Origin of the sequence: Marinobacter profundi (assembly GCF_002744715.1) — a bacterium.
GTDB classification, from domain to species: domain Bacteria; phylum Pseudomonadota; class Gammaproteobacteria; order Pseudomonadales; family Oleiphilaceae; genus Marinobacter; species Marinobacter profundi.
Genome location: NZ_KZ319370.1, coordinates 411,684 through 430,012, shown reverse-complemented (window position 1 = coordinate 430,012; position 18,329 = coordinate 411,684). Strand labels below are relative to the sequence as shown.

Below are 18,329 nucleotides of genomic sequence, written 5' to 3'. Positions count from 1 at the left end.
TAACGGAGTAACGCACCCTTGTTTGCCGAAGCGTCGTTCAGCCTGATCAACGTCACCGTCATCAATGCGCTGGTGGTGGCAGTGGTGGTACTCATCCATAACGAAGTGCTGATCCGCCTCAGCGGCGTGCTGGGCCGGATGCGCCAGAGTCACCATTTCCGCCTGATCGTTGCGGTATTCGGTGTGCTGCTCGCGCACACCATTCAGGTGTGGATCTTCGCCGCTGTCTATTATTTCATGCACCACGCTGACGGCTGGGGCGCGCTGACCGGCAATTTCAACGGCAGTTTGCCGGATTGCGTTTACTTTTCCTTTACCACCTTCACCACCCTGGGCTACGGCGATATCGAAGCCATCGGACACCTGCGCCACCTGACCGGCATCGAGGGCCTGACCGGCCTGGTACTGATTACCTGGAGCGCATCCTTCCTGTTCGTCGAAATGCAGCGCTACTGGCCCACCCGCTGACCGCGGCTACCCCGCCGTTGGCCCGCTGGGGACAGACCCAAGGTCAGTCCCCATCCAATTGAGCAAAGGGGACTGACCTCAGGTCTGTCCCCGCCAGAATCAATCCTCCCAGCCCCATCCACTTGACCAAAGGGGACTGACCTTGGGTCTGTCCCCAGACACCATCGGGTCAGATCCATTTGCAGCGTGCCAGGGTGTAATACAGCAGCGGCACCACCACAATGGTCAGCAGGGTCGACATCGCCAGGCCGAAGATCAGCGAGATCGCCAGGCCATTGAAGATCGGATCGCTGAGGATGAAGTAAGCGCCCACCATCGCCGAGATGGCCGTCAGGGCGATGGGCTTGATGCGCACGGCACCGGCCAGCACCACGGCGTCCTCCAGTTCCACCCCTTCTTCCAGCAACTGCTGGATAAACACCACCAGCAGAATCGAGTTGCGCACGATGATCCCTGCCAGGGCGATCATGCCGATCATACTGGTCGCGGTAAACTCCCGGTCCAGCAGTCCGTGGCCGGGCATGATCCCGATCATGGTCAGCGGAATCGGCGCCATGATCACCAGCGGCAGCAGATAGGAGCGGAACTGGGCCACCAGCAACAGGAAGATCATGAACACCCCCACACTGTAGGCGGCGCCCATATCGCGGAAGGTTTCATAGGTAATCTGCCACTCGCCGTCCCATTTCAGCGAACCCAGCTCCGGCAGGGCCGGTTGCCGGATGAAGTACTGTTCCGGCGCGCCGTCCTGTTCGTTCAGCCGGTTCACCAGACGGAACATGCCATACAGCGGTGAATCCACGTCCCCGGCCATATCGGCGGTGACATAGGTCACTGGCAGCAGGTCCTTGTGATAGATTGCACCGAGCCAGTCGGCCTCGCGCACCTCCGCCACGCTGGCCAGCGGCACCAGGTTACCGTCGCGGCTGCGCACCGACAGGGACAGCAGGGCCACCTGCTGGGCCTTGTCGCCTTCGGCGAGGATGACCCGAATCGGTACCGGGTACTTGGCGTGCTGATCGTGCAGGTAGCTCACGCTGCTACCCCCCAGCGCGGTCTGCAGGGCGCCGACCACCTGGGCCTGGGACACCCCGAGCCGCGCGGCCCGGGCGCGGTCAACAACCACTTCCCATTCCCGGGTTGGTGCCTCCACGGTGGTATCGATATCCACCAGGCCGTCGATGGTGGCCATCTGTTCTGCCAGGCGCCGGGCCAGCGCCACCCGGCGCTCCTCATCCACGCCGTAGACTTCCGCCACCACCGGCGACAACACCGGCGGCCCCGGCGGAACTTCGACAATCTTGACCGCCGCGCCATAGCGCTGGCCGATTTCCTGCAACGGCCCGCGCAGGGCCTGGGCGATGGCATGGGACTGCCGGCTGCGGTGTTCCTCGTCCACCAGGTTGACCTGCAGGTCGCCGTGGTAAGGCTCCGCCCGCAGGTAATACTGGCGTACCAGACCGTTGAAGTTGATCGGCGACGCTGTACCGGCATAGCTCTGCCAGTTGGCCACCTCGTCCACGGACTCCAGGTAGCGGCCCATTTCCAGCAACACCCGCTGGGTCTGCTCCATGGGCGTGCTTTCCGGCAGATCTACCACCACCTGCAACTCGGATTTGTTATCAAACGGCAGCATCTTGAGGATGACCACCTGAAATACCGGCAGCAGCATCGCCAGCAGGGTAAGCCCGACCACGCCCAGCCCGAGGGCCCGGCGACGCCAGGGATGATCGCCAAGGAACGGCCCCAGCAGGCCACGGAAAATCCGCAGTGAGCGCGGGCTGACGCCGTCTGCCGAGTTGCCGGCGGCGGCCGCTTCCTCAACTGCCGAGCCCTGCTTGTGCCGCAACAGCCGCATGGCCATCCAGGGCGCCACCACGAAGGCGACGATTTGGGACAGCACCATGCCGGCGGAAGCATTGATGGGAATCGGGCTCATATAGGGCCCCATCAGCCCGGACACAAAGGCCATCGGGATCAGCGCCGACATGATGGTCAGGCTCGCCATGATGGTGGGCGTACCCACCTCGTCCACCGCCACCGGAATGATGTCTTTCACCGGGTGACGGGAGTTCTGGATCCGCCGGTTGATGTTTTCGGTGATCACAATGCCGTCATCCACCAGGATGCCAATGGAGAAGATCAGTGCGAACAGCGACACCCGGTTAAGGGTGAAGCCCCAGGCGGTCGAAAACACCATGGTCAGTAGCAGGGTCACCAGTACCGCGACGCCGACAATCAGGGCCTGGCGCCAGCCCATGGCCGCCAGCACCAGCAACACCACGCACAGGGTGGCCGACACCAGGTCGGTGATCAGTTTCTCCGCCTTGGCCGACGCCGTCTTGCCGTAATCCCGGGTGACCAGCACCTCGATATCCGCCGGCAGCGCCCGGTTGCGCAGCAACTCCAGCCGTTGCTCGATGGCGGTAGTGATATTGATGGCGTTCTCGCCGGGTTTCTTGGCGATGGCCAGGGTCACTGCGGGGTACAGTTCGCCCGGACGCCCGGCCCGCTGCGGATCCTTGCCCGGGCCGAACCCCATCATCACGCTCTGATCCGGCACCGTGCTCCCGCGGGAAATGGCGGCAACATCGTCGAGAAACACCGCCGATCCGTTGTGCATCCCCACCACCAGGCGGCGCACACTGGCAACGTCCTCCAGCAGCGTGCCCGCCTGCACCGGGATGGAAACCCCGTCGCGGGTCACCCGCGCTTCCTGGCTGCTGGCGTTGGCGGCCAGCAGGGCGTTGCGGATATCGTCAACGGTCAGGTTGAAGCCGTTCAGCAAGGCCGGGTCAAAGCGCACATCCACCCGGTCGGGAATCCCCCCCACGGTGTAGACATCCCGGGTGCCCGGCACCCGTTTCAGGGCCACTTCCAGCATGTGCGCCAGCCGGGTCAGATCTTCACCGGACAGCCGGTTGGCCGGGTCGTACAGTGTCAGTGACATGATAGGCACGTCATCAATGCCCCGGGGCTTGATGACCGGCTGGCTGGCGCCCAGGTCCGGTGGCAGCCAGTCCTGGTTGGAGTAAACCTGGTTGTAGAGGCGGACCAGGGCTTCCTGGCGGGTCACCCCCACCTCGAACTGCACGGTGATCAGCGCCTGACCCTGGCGGGACACCGAGTAGACGTGCTCGACCCCCTCGATTTCGCTCATCACCTGTTCCGCCGGGGTGGCAATCACATTCTCCACCTCCCGGGTACTGGCACCGGGCAGGGCCACCATGATGTCCGCCATGGTGACGTCAATCTGCGGTTCTTCTTCCTTGGGGGTCAGGATGATCGCCAGGACCCCCAGCAGGATGGCAATCAGCGCCAGCAGCGGCGTCAACCTGGAATTCTGGAACACCCGGGCAATCGCGCCGGACGGTCCCACCGGAGGCAGCTGGTCGTTCACGGGTTATCCCCTTCGGGCCGTTTGAGTTCGAGCCGGACACTGCCCACAAGCGGTAGGGGATCGCTGACCACCCGCTCACCCTCGTCGAGGCCCGCCAGCACTTCAACACGGCCATTTTCCCGCACTCCGGTCCGCACCTGGCGAAGCCGGGGCTGACCGTCACCGTCCAGCACGAATACCGCCCGCAGCTCACCGCGGTGAATCAGGCTGCTCGCAGGTATCCACAGCGCCTCCCGGCTGGCCACCGGTACACTGACCTTTACCAGCATGCCGGGAAACAGCGAACCATTGGGCTCGGTCAGGGGCATCCGCAGGCGGAAGGTGTGGGTGGCGGGGTTGGCATAGGGGTAGAAGGTCATCTCGCCGGTTTCCAGCACCCGGCCATCATTAAGGGTGACCTGCGCCTTGCGCGCCGCACGTGCACTGTCGGCGTAACGCTGGGGCAGATCCACCACAACCCGCAGTTGCTCAAGCGACAGGCCGCTCAACAGCGGCTGGCCGGGATTGACGGACTCCCCCAGTTCGACATGGCGCTCGGTGAGAATGCCGCCATAGGGCGCCACAATTCGGGTGTAGGCCAGCTGCTGCCGTGCTTCGGCTACCGCCGCCCGGGCCCGCTCCAGCCGGGCCTGGGCCGCGGCCAGGTTATTGCGGGCCTGATCAAACTCCTGACGTGAGACCAGCCCGCGCTGGTGAACGGCCTCGATACGCTCGAACTGCTGGCCGGCATCCCGCAGGCCGGCCCGGGCTTCTTCGAGCCCCGCCTCGGCCTGGCTCAGCCGGGACTGCTGTTCACTGTCTTCCAGCCGCACAATCAGCTCCCCGGCGGCCACCGAGTCATCGACATCAAACGGCAACTCCATCACCGTGCCACTGGTCTGGGCCGATACGGTGCTCTGTTGCACCGCCTCAATCACGCCATCGAGACGCACGGTTTCCTGGAGCACGCCCCGGCTCGCCGGTTCGGCCGCAATGTCGGCCGCAATGTCGGCCGCAACGTCGCCCAGGACAGTCACCGGCATACCAGAAGCCAGCAACAGGGCCAGCCAGCGGAAAGATTTCATGGACGCATCCTTGGAAGAAGATCAGGTTATAAGGTCATGATTTCAGGGTATCAGGAGTTGCCCAACAGTAAAGCCACAAAAAAAAGCCCCGTGCGGAGGAGTTGGGTCCGCACGGAGCGAGAGTGTTACCCGCCGGCTATGAGAAGCGGGCAACCGCCAAGGGTGACGCTTACCAGCGGGCTGTCAGGGCCGCCCGCAAGGTGCGTCCGGGTTCGTTTACCCGCACCGCCTCCGGATTGAACGGGTCGGTATTGGCGCGGCTGACATGGGGCGCCCAGGTGTTGTCAAACAGGTTGTCCACGGCCCACGCCAGGCTCAGGTGCTCCACCAACGGGTGGTTCCCCGACAGGTTGACCACGCCATAGCCCGGCGAGGTGCCGGCATCCAGCCCGGACTCCAGGTCCACCCGGTCCTGCCGGCGCGCGACCTGCCATTCCGCCTGCAGGCTGTGGCCGAGGTGATGCCAGCCCAGGGTCTGGATAAACTGGACCGGCGGAATCTGCGGCAGGGCCTGGTCATCGGTCCGGTTATCGCCGCGCACCGACGCAATCCGGCTGCTGGTACTCCAGGTGCCGTTGCTCCAACCCAGCTCGCCCTCGACGCCAAGCAGGCGGGCATCGATGTTGCGATACACCGTGGTGCCCTGATCGTTTTTAGTGCGCAGCACATAGTCGTTGACATCATCGACCCAGATCGCCGGTTTCCAGCGCCAGCCGTCCCGTTTGCCGGTCAGGCTGAGCTCGAGTTTGCGGTGCTTCTCGGTATCCAGCTCCGGATTGCCGACCCAGCGCATCGCCGGGTCCATACTCCAGCTGGCAATGTAGCGCTCGCTGACGCCGGGGCTGCGGACGCTGTGGCTGGCAGTGACATCCAGGGTCTGAAAACGGGAGAACCGCCACTCGCTGCTGACAAACCCGCTGATGTTGTCATCGGTGGCATCGGTGTCGGTAGTGCCGTAGGTGCGGAAGTAGGCGTCGTTCGGCTCGGCCAGCGTGGTTTGCATGTCGACCCGGTCGTAACGGAGCCCGCCGCCAAGACGGACACCGGGGACGATGCGATGGAACGCCTCGGCAAACACCCCGACACGGTCGCGCTCAACCCCCGGCCACATTACCGAGTTGAGCATGGCCAGGTTCATGCCGCCGTAACGATTGGCGGTCCATTCGTTGGTTTCCACGTCGGTGCCCAGCGCCCAGTCGGTGTAATCACCGGCCCGCTGGTCGAGGGTCAGACGCAGGCCCCGGGTGCGGGTTTCGGATGCCGTCAGCATCGGCATTGGCGCGGTCAGTTCACGCAGGCTGAAGTTGTCCATGATGTGATCCACATCGGCCTGCCAGGTCAGCAGGTTCCACTCACCACTGGCCACCGGCGCACCCAGCTCCAGTCGGTAGGTATCGGTGTCGGTCTTCGGCGCGTCCATCCCTGAGCCGGCATACTTGACGTCGCGCTCTTCCTGGCGTGTCACCAGGCCCTTGATATAGAAGCCGTTATCGGCCCGCCAGGCAGCATCCACCCGGCCTTCGGTGTTTTCGTAGGCGCTGCGGACTTCGTTGCCGCTGCCATCCTCGTAGTCGTCGGCCTCATCGTGACCGGCGGCAATGCGGAAATGGCCGGTGTCATTACCGACCGCGGCGCTGGCGTTGGCCAGTTTGCCGTTCCCGTTATCAGATCCGCCAATGGTCAGATGGCCGGCCAGACCGTTTTCGTCCAACTCGGGCGCGGCGGTGGTCGCGACGATCTGGCCACCGGTGATCGGACCCCAGCGCAGGGTCTGGTTGCTGGTGCGAACTTCCAGCACCGGTGCCAGCGCCGAACTGAGGCGACTGGTCGGAGGGTCCATCCGGTTGGGACAGGCACCTTCCACACGGATACCATCCAGCAGGACATCTACCCTTTCCTGACCCTGGCCGCGAATGATCGGATCGATACCGCGTCCACCCATCCGCGACAGCGCCACCGCCGGACTGGACGACAACCGGGTGACCGGTTCGGAGACCAGTGACGGCTGCGCGCCCTCACTCAGCCGGCCCTCGGTGACCCGGATGACCACGTCGTCTTCGGTCTCCCCGGCAGCATTCCCCAATACTGGTACCGCGGCCATGCCCGCCAAGGCAATTCCGGCCGCCAGCCGGCCCAGAGCTCTGTCCTTCATTCCACATCCCCAAACAAGAAATTTGAGGAAATGATACCGCCCGGACTGCGCCGCGACGTGAGACACAATGCCGCATCCCGGAAGAGGTAGATCAGGAGCAGGTGAAAAGTAGTAGGGCGTGCCGATAAACGCCCCCTAAAGCGGCGGTATCTTGCAAATTTGCACCAATAGTGGTCAAATCATCGCCCCATTTTTCCTGTCAATACCCATTTCTTTAATTCTGCAATACGCAGGATCCGAACCGAGGTATCCCTTATGACCGTAAAACTCGACGAAAAACTGGAGCCGATCTTCCAGGACGTCCTCCACCGCAACCCCGGTGAAACCGAATTCCACCAGGCCGTTCATGAAGTCCTCGAAACCCTGGGACCCGTGCTGGTCAAGTACCCGGAATTTGCCGACAAGAAGATCATCCAGCGCATCTGTGAGCCGGAGCGCCAGATCATCTTCCGGGTACCCTGGCAGGACGACAAGGGCGAGATTCATATCAACCGCGCTTTCCGCGTCGAGTTCAACAGCGCCCTGGGCCCCTATAAGGGCGGCATGCGTTTCCACCCGTCCGTCTACCTGGGCATCATCAAGTTCCTCGGTTTCGAGCAGATCTTCAAGAACGCCCTGACCGGCCTGCCTATCGGTGGCGGCAAGGGTGGCAGCGACTTCGATCCGAAAGGCAAGTCCGACGACGAGATCATGCGTTTCTGCCAGAGCCTGATGACCGAACTCTACCGTCACCTGGGTGAGTACACCGACGTGCCGGCCGGCGACATCGGCGTAGGCGGCCGCGAGATCGGCTACCTGTTCGGCCAGTACAAGCGCATCACCAACCGTTACGAATCCGGCGTGCTGACCGGCAAGGGCCTGAGCTACGGCGGCAGCCGTGCCCGCACCGAAGCCACCGGTTACGGCACCGTGTTCTTCACCCATGAAATGCTGAAGGCCCGCGGTGACTCCCTCGACGGCAAGACCGTGGTGGTTTCCGGCTCCGGTAACGTTGCCATCTACGCCATCGAGAAAGCCCACGAACTCGGCGCCAAGGTTATTGCCTGCTCCGACTCCAGCGGCATGGTGGTTCACGAGGCCGGCATCAACCTCGACACCCTCAAGCGCATCAAGGAAGTCGAGCGTCGCCGCCTCAGTGCCTACACCGAAGCTCACAGCGACGCCAAGTATGTCGCCAATGGCAACATCTGGTCTGTTCCCTGTGACGTGGCGCTGCCCTGTGCCACCCAGAACGAGCTGAACGGTAAAGATGCCGAACTGCTGGTCAAGAACGGCTGTATCGCCGTTGCTGAAGGCGCCAACATGCCGACCACTCCGGAAGGTATCCAGGTGTTCCAGACTGCCAAGCTGGCTTACGGCCCGGGCAAGGCGGCCAACGCCGGTGGCGTTGCCACCTCCGCGCTGGAAATGCAGCAGAACGCCAGCCGTGATTCCTGGAGCTTCGATTTCACCCAGAAGCGCCTGGAAGAAATCATGATCAACATCCACAAGGACTGCTTCGAAACCGCGGCCGAGTTCGGCGCTCCGGGCAACTACGTGCTCGGCGCCAACATCACCGGCTTCATCAAGGTCGCCCGCGCCATGGACGCCATGGGTCTGATCTGATGACCGGGGCCTCCGGAACCGAACCAGCCCAGGACCGGGTCTCCACCGGCCTGCCCGGGCTGGACCAGGTTCTGGACGGCCTGCGCATCGGCGACAACGTGGTCTGGCGGGTCAGTGACCTGGACGACTACCGCCGATTCGTTGCTCCCTTCGTTGCTGCGGCGGCCACCACCGGCCGCCGCATCATCTATCTCCGGTTCGGCCAGCATCCGCCGCTGGTTTCCGGCACCGATAACATCCGCGTTGTCAGCCTGGACGCCCTGGGCGGCTTCGAGGCGTTTACCAGCCAGGTCTGGCGCCTGATCGAAGAGCATGGCCGCGGCGCTTTCTACATCTGCGACTGTCTCAGCGACCTGCTCGATGCCTGGGCCACCGACACCATGGTGGGCAACTTTTTCCGGGTGGTATGCCCGTTCCTGTTCGAACTGGACACCGTGGCCTGGTTCGCCCTCTACCCCTCACGGCATTCCCGCACCACCCTCGACCGCATCCGCGAAACCACCCAGGTGCTGGTGGATGTCCACCGGGCCGGTGACGACGTCCAGGTGCAACCGATCAAGGTGTGGCGCCGCCAGTCACCCACCATGTTCCTGCCTCATCGCGAGGAGGCCGGCCGCTTTGTGCCGGTCACCGACAGCAGCGATGCTACCCGCCTGCAGGCCGCCATTGAACAACATCAGGTACATAGCCAGCCGCTGCTGGACTACTGGGACCGGCTGTTCATGGAACTGGCGCAGACGCCGGACGAGCCCGCCGATGCCGGCGGCCTGACGGACATCTGTGACCGGGTACTGCAGGTGCTGGTAAGCCGGGACCCCCGCATGCTGGCGCTGGCACGTCAGCACCTGGGGCGCGACGAGTTGCTGACGATCCGCAGCCGGCTGGTTGGCAGCGGCTACATTGGCGGCAAGGCTGCCGGCATGCTGATTGCCCGCAGCATCCTGCTCAACTGCGACCCGAGCCTATGGCAGCAGTGCCTGGAACCCCACGACTCCAGCTATTTGGGATCGGATGTCTACTATGCCTTCCTGGTCCACAACGGCCTGTGGCCTGCGATCATGCGCCAACGCTGTGCAGAGGGTTATCTGACCGAGGCGCCGGCGCTGCGGGCGGGTATCCTGGCCGGCAAATTTCCTGCCGAGTATCGCGCCGAGCTGGAACGCCTGCTGGACCACTATGGCCAGTATCCGATCCTTGTGCGTTCCAGCAGCCTGCAGGAAGACGGCTTCGGCAATGCCTTCGCCGGCAAATATGACAGTGTGTTCCTGGTCAACCAGGGCCCGCCCGAGCAGCGCCTCGGCGCCCTCGAGGACGCCATCCGCCAGGTCTATGCCTCCACCATGAGTGAGGATGCCCTGGTCTACCGCAAGCAACGGGGCCTCGACCAGCGGGAAGAGCCCATGGCGCTGCTGCTGCAACGGGTCAACGGCCGCTTCCACGGCCAATACTATCTGCCGGATGCCGCCGGCGTCGGGGTGTCCCGCAATACCTTTGTCTGGGACCGCGACATGGACCCGGCGGCCGGTATGGTGCGACTGGTCATGGGCCTGGGCACCCGTGCCGTCGACCGCATCGAGGGTGACCATGCCTGTGTGATGGCCCTGGATCACCCGAGTCGCCGGCCGTTTCGCAATGAAGACGAAAGCTTCCGCTTCTCCCAGCATCTGGTCGACGTGCTGGATACCGCCGGCGCCGGTCTCATCACCCTGCCCCTGAGCCGCCTTGGCGAAGCCGCCGCCGACCTGCCACTGGACCGTCTTGGCGAGCAGGACCGCGCCGCCAGCAGCCGGGCGCGGGAACTCGGTTTACCCGCTCCGGTCTGGCGCCTGACCTTTCAGCCGCTGATTCGTCAGGGCGCGTTTGTCAGCCGTGTCCGCAGCCTGCTCGCTACGCTGGAAGCTGCCTACCAGCATCCGGTGGACGTGGAGTTTACCGTCCACCTCAGTGACAGCCAGGGCCCGACCTTCAACCTGGTGCAATGCCGGCCCCTGGCCACCCTCGGGGAGTCCGCCGCCGCCGTGATGCCCGACCCGCTGCCGGCCAGCCAGTTGCTGTTTGCCAACCAGGGCCACTTCATGGGCGGCAACATTAACCTGCAGATCGACCGCATCATCCGGGTCAATGCCGAGCACTATGCGCAGCTGACCCAGCCCGCGCGCTACCAGGTTGCGTCGCTGGTGGGTGAACTGGTGCGTCAGGCGCCCGCCGGCCAGCGCATCATGCTGATCGGGCCGGGACGCTGGGGCACCAGCAGCCCCGAACTGGGCGTGCCGGTGCGGTTCGCCGACATCGCCGGTATCGCAGCGCTGGTGGAAGTTGCGGAACGGTCCGGGGAGATGGTGCCGGACCTGTCATACGGCTCGCATTTCTTCCAGGACCTGGTCGAAACCGGCATAGCCTACGTGGCGCTGTTTCCCCAGGACCGGCACTGTGAGTATTATCCGGAGCGGCTTTTGCAGTTTGCCAGCGACATCCGGCAGCTGCCGGAACACAGTGACCTGCTGGCACCCGGAGTTGTCGAGGTCTATGAGCTCGAGTCACAACCCCTCAGCCTGAGTGCCGACGTGGTCAGCCAGCAACTGGCCTGCTTTGTTCCGCCCCCCGCGACCCCGGACTGACGGACGGTTTATCGATATGGAATGGCTCACCCTTTCCCAGGCCGGTTTCAAACAGGCGGCGCGCTACCTGCTCGGCATGCGCCTGACCATCGCCGGCATCGAGCTGGCCAGCCTCGCGATTGCTGAAACCCTGGTCACCCTCAGCCACCGGCCAGAAGCCATCCTGCTGTGCCTGCTGTACGGCGTGCTGGCGGTATCCGGCTGGCTGTGGCTGACCCGCCGGCCTCCGGCGGTGCCGTGGCCGGTGACCCTGTCCCTGCTGCTGGACCTGGTACTGATTGGCGGCTGGCTGTTCTTCACCGGTGGCTACACCAACCCGCTGACTTCGCTGCTGTTGTTGCCGCTGGCCGTAGCCATCATCCTGGTGCCGCTGGCCCAGGCGGTGTTGCTGACCATTTGCGGGGTGCTGACCTACACCGTACTGGTAATCTGGCACACCCCGATTGCCCACGCCCACGACCATGCCGCCAGCAACCTGGCCCAGCTTCACCTGGTCGGCATGTGGGTTACCTTCACCATTACCGCCAGCATTCTGCTGCTGGTGGTAGGCACCCTGGCCCGCCGCTTCCGCCAGCAGCAGATACAACTGGCCGAGGTCCGCGAGCGGCGCCTGCGGGACGAGCAGATCATCGCCCTCGGTCTGTCTGCCGCTGCCGTCGCCCATCGCCTGGGCACCCCCCTCAACACCATGACACTGCTGGTGGATGAGCTGCGCCACAGTCGCAATCAGGCCGAGCTTGCCAGCGACCTGGACCTGCTGGAGCAACAGCTGGACGTCTGCACCAGCCACCTCCACCAGCTGTCATCCGCCGCCAGCCAGGCCCGCGCCGCCGAACTGGAAGTGCTGGAACTGGCCAGCTGGATAGCCCGGTTGCGGGAATCCGCCACCCTGCTCTGGCCGGGTGCACCGATCCAGTGGCGCCTGCCCGCACCGGCCGGGCGGGTTGCAGTTGATGCCACCCTCGACCAGGCGGTGCTCAACTTGCTGGCCAATGCCCTGACCGCCAGCCCGTCGTGGGTCGCCGTTGCCGCCCGCAATGAGGGCAACGGGCTGATCGAGCTGGTGGTCGAAGATCACGGCGACGGCCTGGCCAGCACCCTGCAGGACCAGCCCGGCGAGCACACCGTACCGTCCGAGAACGGTCTGGGTGTAGGATTGTTCCTGTCCAACGCTACCATCCAGCGCCTCGGCGGCAGCCTTAAGGCCAGGGTGGGCGAGCAGGGCACTACCATGATCATCGAACTACCGGAGGCCAACCATGAGCCAAAGTCAGCGCTGGCTGCTGATTGACGATGACCGGGCATTCCTGACGGTGCTGGAGCGCTCCCTGCAGCGCCAGCAGATTACCACCCTGACTGCCGGCAACCGGGAAACCGCCCTTGCCCTGTTGCAGGAACACGGCGCCGACCGCTGCGTCCTGGATCTCAACCTGGCGGGAGAAAGTGGCCTGCAGTTGCTGCCGGAACTGCTCGACCTGGCCCCGGACCTGGAGGTCCTGGTGCTCACCGGTTACGGCAGTATTGCCACTGCGGTGGAGGCCATGCGTCGCGGGGCCGTCAACTACCTCTGCAAACCGGTGACGGTGAGCCAGCTGACCTCCGGCTTTGACCCCCTGGAACAGCCCCCGGAACTACGCCACGAGCCGCCGTCGGTGGAAGAGATGGAGTGGGAACACATCCAGCGGGTCCTGGCCGAAAACGACGGCAACGTCTCCGCCACCGCCCGCGCGCTCAACATGCATCGGCGCACCCTCCAGCGCAAACTGCAAAAGCACTCCCGCTGGCGCAGCTGAAGCGCCAGACCCTTGTCATTGGCCCAAACTGCACGCCGATAGGTAGAAATTGCTACCTACATCTTATTGACATTTTTTTGGAACCTTTCTCCAGCGACCGCCGTTAGGACAGTCAAGGCGCTCTGATCGCCGTCATGACAATAACAAGCGGAAAGGTAGAAAGATGTTCAGCCAACACAAGAAGTCCATTCTGGCAGTCGTCATCGCAAGTACCGGCCTTGCCGGCTGCCTCAGCGAGGGCGGCCAGACCAGCGACAATGCCAGCCCGGTGTACCAGATCACCAACCCCCAGCTGGCCACCGGAACCCATCCGGTCTTTGCGCCGCTGGAAACGGCATTCCCGATCCCCAGCGACGCGCTGTTCTTCCTTGATCCCAGCAACGACGGCACCATGCTCGACGGCACCGATCCAGCCAACCCGGTGACCACCGGACTGGGCCTGCTGGATGGCAACTCGGTACTGGCCGGCATCGACATCAAGATCTCCGACAGCCTCGCGGCCGATCAGGTGCTGGATGGCCGCAGTTTCGTGGAGATCGACGGTGTGGTGGTGCCCAATCCGGACCAGAATGTTTTTCTGCTGAAGCTGGAATACCCCGGTGGTGACAGTGTGTACCAGGCCGAGGGTGAAGTTGCGGGGCTGGTCGAAGCCAACATCTACCGTCGCGCCGTGGCGCTGCGCGATGCCGGCGATACCGCCGCGGCGGATGACCTGTTCCGCTCGTTGCTGGAGCCCGGCTTCCGGGTGGAACTGCTGGATATCGACGGCGGCAGCAACAACCTGATCCGCCTTCTGCCAACCCGCCCGCTGGATCCGAAAACCAAGTACGCCGCCGTGCTGACCAACGACATTGTGGATGCCCGCGGCGAGCCACTCGTCGGTTCGCCCACCTTCCAGAGTGTTTCCGATCCGCAGCGGGTACTGTCCAACGCCGCGCTTACCCCCTTCCGCCAGGCCATGCTGCCGGCGCGCCAGCTGGCCGCAGACTTCTTCGCCTTCAGGGGCGAGTTCCTCGGCGGCCAGCAGCCCGGGTTTGAAGACGTTACCTTCGCCACCGGCATTACCACCACCGCGGTGGAGGATGTCTTGCTGGCCAACGCGGCCCCCGTCACCTTCTTCACCCGCCAGCTCGGCCTCGAACGCAAGCAGGCGGCCATCGGTGAGCTGCTTGCCGGTACCTTCAACCTGTCGGGCCAGCCCCTTGGCAGCGGTGCAAGTGCCGAGCATGAAGCCATTAACGGCGAGATCTACCGCCAGTTGACGGATTCCGCGTACCGGCTCTACGACGCCAGCCTCGCTGCTGCGCTCAGTGAGGCCAATGCCGCAGGGCTCGCTGTTAGCTACGGCGACCTGGTGACAGATGCTGACAGCGATCGCCGGCTCGCCTTCACCCTGCAGGCCGCGACCGCCGATGCGGTCACCAATGTGGTGGATGTTTCAGCCGAAGCCGCGACCCTCGCGAGTGCCGCCGAACCGCTGCTGGACACCCCGAAACCGCGAGCAGTCCGGGTCTTCAGCCAGAAAGAGGGTGGCGAAGTGAATCCGGCGCTGGAGCAGACCGCCATTGACCTCGGCTTTACCCAGATTACGGTCAATCCGCAGGTTTTCGAAGGTGAGATTACCCTGCCGTACTATCAGTCACTGCCCGAGGCCGGCGACGGCACGCCGATCCAGGCCGGCAGCTGGCAACCGGCTGACCTCAGCAGCGACGAGACCCTGCCGGTCGCAGCCTCGGACCGCATTACCTACCGCTACCCGTTTGCCGCCAAGCAGGCCGACACCAAGGTACCGGTGGTCATCGTGACACCGGACGAGGATTTCGGCGCTCCCCCGGCCAACGGCTATCCGGTGATCATCTACCAGCATGCTGCCACCACCGACCGCTCGGCGATATTGCCGATGGCGACCGCCGCCGGTCTGTTGTGCCTGCAGGACGGCTCTGCCCCGGTTAACAGTGAAAACTGTTTTGTCACCGTCGGCATCGACCAGCCTCTGCACGGCATCTTTGACACGGGCCTCGTCGGGCTGACACCGATTACCGGCCAACCGGGAGCCTCCGCAGATGCCTCCGAGCGCCACTTCGGCTTTGCCGCCAGCGACACCCTGGCGGCGGTGCCGGCCGACCAGGTGACCGAACCCGGCTCCGGCGACTTGTTCCTCAACTTCACCAACTACGCCAACACCCGGGACAACATGCGCCAGGGCACCCTTGACCTGCTCAATGTCAATGCATCGATCCAGGCGATCGAGGACGCCATCAACCAGTGCAATGCTGCCGGCAGCTGCGCCAACGGCATCAACCTCAATCCAGACCGGGTGTACTTCATCAGTCACTCCCTGAGCGGCATGGGTGGCGTTCCCTTCCCGGTGATCAACAACCTGGCGGCACAGAGCAATGGCAACCTGACACCGGTACTGGCCTCGGTCCTGTTCAACACCGGCGGCCAGTTCACCCGCATCGCGGAAAATTCTCCCAGCATAGCCCCGCGCCTGTTGCCGACACTGGATGCGGCATCCGGTGGCCTGCTGGCCCAGGGCCGCACCGAACTCAACATCTACCTGAACGTGTTCCAGGGCCTGCTGGACTCCGCCGACCCCACTGCCTTCGCGCCACTGCTGCAAGGCACCCCCACCCTGATGACCTCGATCGTCGGCGTTCCGGATGACCCCGACCGGCCCACCGACGGCACCATGCCTAACGCGGCCGATGACCTCCTCTATGACCTCGGTCCGCTGGCCCTGGTCATTCCGGAAACCGGCTTCCAGATCAATGGTGAACGGTCGCCGCTGGCCGGCACCGATCCGCTGGCAGCGGCTATGGGAGCGGCGTCCACCCCCCTGGCCGACGGTGGCTTCCCGGCCATTACCCGCTTCCTGGAAGGTGCCCACGGCAACCCGATCTCTGCCGGCCAGAAGGCCTCCGAGCCCTTCAGCTCCGGCGCAGTGTTCAATGAAATGGCGGCCCAGATGCGGGAGCTGTTTATCAATGGCACCACCGCCGTGTTCAACCCCTGCGTAGTGAAAGATGCCGACACCACCGGCGTTGACTGTACCGCCCAGACCGATGCCGGCGAAACCGCGCCCGATGGCGGAGGTGATGGCGGCGGCAACGATGGTGACGGTACTGGCGGCGGTATCGGCGACATTATCGGAATAATCCCGCTGTAACCGGAATAATTCTCTCAAGTGATTGATTTGCCGGGCCTGAGGCAAAGCCCTCTGGCCCGGCGCATGTCCGAAAAACGGAGCAGTAACGATGACAACAACAAAGAACTCCCGGCTGAGCACTCCATGGCTTGGCACTTCCCGTTTCAACACGCCCCGGTTGAGCACCCCGGAACTGCCCATGGCGACCGCGATAGCGGCCACCCTGGCCACATTTGCCACGCCGGCCATGGCCTTCGATTTCGAGCTCTACGGGATTGACGCGTCCCTCAGCACCACTCTGACCGCCGGCATCGGCGTGCGGCTGGAAGAACAGGATCCGGACCTGATTACCCAGGGCAACCTGGGCCCGGAATTCGCCTACAGCAACACCGGCGCCTCTTCCAACAACTTTGATGACGGCAACCTCAATTTCGAGAAGGGCGATCCCTACTCGCAGATTCTGCGTGGCCGTACCGAGCTGTTCCTGGACTACGCGCCGGACAGTGATTACCTGACCCGGGTGGGCGCACTGGTACGTGGCTCCTACTACTACGATTACGAGCTGCGGGAGAACGACCGTGCGGTCGACCCGGTGGGCCAGCAACGCACGCTGAATGACGAGGCCCTGGATAACGCCGCCGGTGCCGAACTGCTCGACGCCTATGTGTTCTCCGACTGGTACGCCGGTGACACGCCGATTTCCGTGCGCTATGGCAAGCAGGTGGTGAGCTGGGGAGAAAGCACCTTTATCCTCGGCGGCATCAACGCCACCAACCCGATTGACGTGCCGGCGTTCCGCACCCCCGGCGCCGAGCTCAAGGACGTCTTGCGTCCGGTCGAAATGCTGTATACCTCGGTAGGCATTACCCCGGAGATCAACGTCGAGGCCTACGTCCAGACCAAGTGGGAACCGTTCAAGATTGATGACTGCGGCACCTACTTCTCCAGTGCCGACGTTGCCGCGGACGGCTGTGGTCCGGTGTTGCTGGCCGGTCAGGTGCCTGACTCCCAGGCGCTGGCCGAAGGCTTTGTATCGCCCCGCCTCGGTGACCAAAAACCAGGGGACAAGGATCAATTCGGTGCCGCAGTACGCTGGTTTGTACCCGCACTGGATGCCGAACTCGGCTTCTACTACATCAAATACAACAGCCGGCTGCCTTACATCAGTGGCGTTGTATCTAACCCTGAGTCGCCTACTGCAACCCAGATCAACGACGATTCGCTACCGTACTCAAGGTTCCCGAGCTACTTCATCGATTACCCGAAAGGCATCGACCTGTATGGCATCAGTATCAACACCACACTGCCCACCGGCACCTCCCTGGGTGCGGAATACAGCTTCCGCCCCAACCTGCCGATCCAGTGGAACACCTTCGAGCTGATCTACGGCGGATTGCAGCAGCGTGGCCCGGACGGCCAGGTCATCAGCAAACTGGAACAGCAGACCCGCCAGAATGACCCGGACTTCAACTACGCCGGTAAAGCCATCGACGGCTACGACCGTTATAACGTCTCCCAGGCCCAGGCGACCCTGATCCACTTTGTCGACCGGGTGCTGGGCGCGGCGCGGTTTATCACCGTGGCGGAAATCGGTGCCACCTACATCCACGATCTGCCCGGCAAGGAGGAGGCCCGCTACGGCCGCTCCGGTATCTGGGGCGTGGGACCGGTGCCGCTGGACGGACCTTCGTTTACCGGCGATCTGTGCCGCGAGGGCCCGGGCGATGAAACCACCCGCCTCAACATCAACCCCACCAACTGTGGTGGCGACGGCTTCACCACCTCGTTCTCCTGGGGTTACCGGGCACTGTTTGCCCTCGATTACCCCAATGCCATTGCCGGCATCAACCTGCTGCCCAAACTGTTCCTCACCCACGACGTGAAGGGCTACGCCCCGGATCCCGGCGGCAACTTCAAGGAAGGCAACAAGTCCGTGAGCCTGGGCCTTGATGGCAGCTATCAGAACAAATATTCCGCGTCGATCAGCTACACCAACTATTTCGGCGGCGACTACAACGAAATTTCTGACCGCGACTTCGTTTCGGCCAGCGTTTCCTACTCGTTCTGATCACAACGACAAA

10 protein-coding genes are annotated in these 18,329 nt (G+C 63.7%); 7 read left to right on the top strand and 3 right to left on the bottom strand.

What is annotated here, in order from left to right; all coding sequences use genetic code 11:
• Window positions 1-42: 42 nt before the first annotated feature.
• The gene (locus CLH61_RS09915) at window positions 43-468 is read left to right on the top strand and encodes a potassium channel family protein (RefSeq protein WP_099614655.1); all 426 of its coding nucleotides are present in this window, start codon (window positions 43-45) and stop codon (window positions 466-468) included.
• Between the two features lie 169 nt (window positions 469-637).
• Here the strand turns inward: CLH61_RS09915 and CLH61_RS09910 are convergent, their stop codons facing one another.
• From CLH61_RS09910 to CLH61_RS09900, 3 genes are all read right to left on the bottom strand, one after another.
• Window positions 638-3,868 (bottom strand): efflux RND transporter permease subunit, encoded by a 3,231-nt coding sequence (locus CLH61_RS09910; protein WP_099614545.1) that lies wholly within the window; start codon window positions 3,866-3,868, stop codon window positions 638-640.
• Window positions 3,865-4,932: an efflux RND transporter periplasmic adaptor subunit gene (locus CLH61_RS09905; RefSeq protein ID WP_099614544.1), complete on the bottom strand. Its 1,068-nt coding sequence runs from the start codon at window positions 4,930-4,932 to the stop codon at window positions 3,865-3,867. Before CLH61_RS09905 ends, CLH61_RS09910 begins: the two co-directional genes overlap by 4 nt.
• 169 nt (window positions 4,933-5,101) lie before the next feature.
• Complete coding sequence (locus CLH61_RS09900) at window positions 5,102-7,084, bottom strand: TonB-dependent receptor domain-containing protein (protein WP_211289095.1); 1,983 nt, start codon at window positions 7,082-7,084, stop codon at window positions 5,102-5,104.
• Window positions 7,085-7,339: 255 nt separating this feature from the next.
• On the opposite strand from CLH61_RS09900, the gene gdhA reads away from it, so the two are divergent.
• The 6 genes from gdhA (at window position 7,340) to CLH61_RS09870 (ending at window position 18,316) form a co-directional block, all read left to right on the top strand.
• Window positions 7,340-8,689 carry an NADP-specific glutamate dehydrogenase gene (gene gdhA, locus CLH61_RS09895; protein ID WP_099614543.1) on the top strand — a complete coding sequence of 450 codons (1,350 nt, stop codon included), beginning with the start codon at window positions 7,340-7,342 and terminating at the stop codon, window positions 8,687-8,689.
• Window positions 8,689-11,307 carry a PEP/pyruvate-binding domain-containing protein gene (locus tag CLH61_RS09890; RefSeq protein ID WP_099614542.1) on the top strand — a complete coding sequence of 873 codons (2,619 nt, stop codon included), beginning with the start codon at window positions 8,689-8,691 and terminating at the stop codon, window positions 11,305-11,307. The genes gdhA and CLH61_RS09890 overlap by 1 nt, the downstream gene beginning before the upstream one ends.
• A 16-nt stretch (window positions 11,308-11,323) precedes the next feature.
• Window positions 11,324-12,598 (top strand): sensor histidine kinase, encoded by a 1,275-nt coding sequence (locus tag CLH61_RS09885; protein ID WP_099614541.1) that lies wholly within the window; start codon window positions 11,324-11,326, stop codon window positions 12,596-12,598.
• Window positions 12,567-13,100 carry a response regulator transcription factor gene (locus tag CLH61_RS09880; RefSeq protein ID WP_099614540.1) on the top strand — a complete coding sequence of 178 codons (534 nt, stop codon included), beginning with the start codon at window positions 12,567-12,569 and terminating at the stop codon, window positions 13,098-13,100. The genes CLH61_RS09885 and CLH61_RS09880 overlap by 32 nt, the downstream gene beginning before the upstream one ends.
• 163 nt (window positions 13,101-13,263) lie before the next feature.
• A complete protein-coding gene (locus CLH61_RS09875) occupies window positions 13,264-16,269 on the top strand; it encodes a hypothetical protein (RefSeq protein ID WP_099614539.1) in 3,006 nt (1,001 codons plus the stop codon).
• 178 nt (window positions 16,270-16,447) lie between these two features.
• On the top strand, window positions 16,448-18,316 hold the full coding sequence (locus tag CLH61_RS09870) for a DUF1302 domain-containing protein (RefSeq protein ID WP_228152605.1): 1,869 nt from the start codon (window positions 16,448-16,450) through the stop codon (window positions 18,314-18,316).
• The last annotated feature ends 13 nt before the right edge of the window (window positions 18,317-18,329 follow it).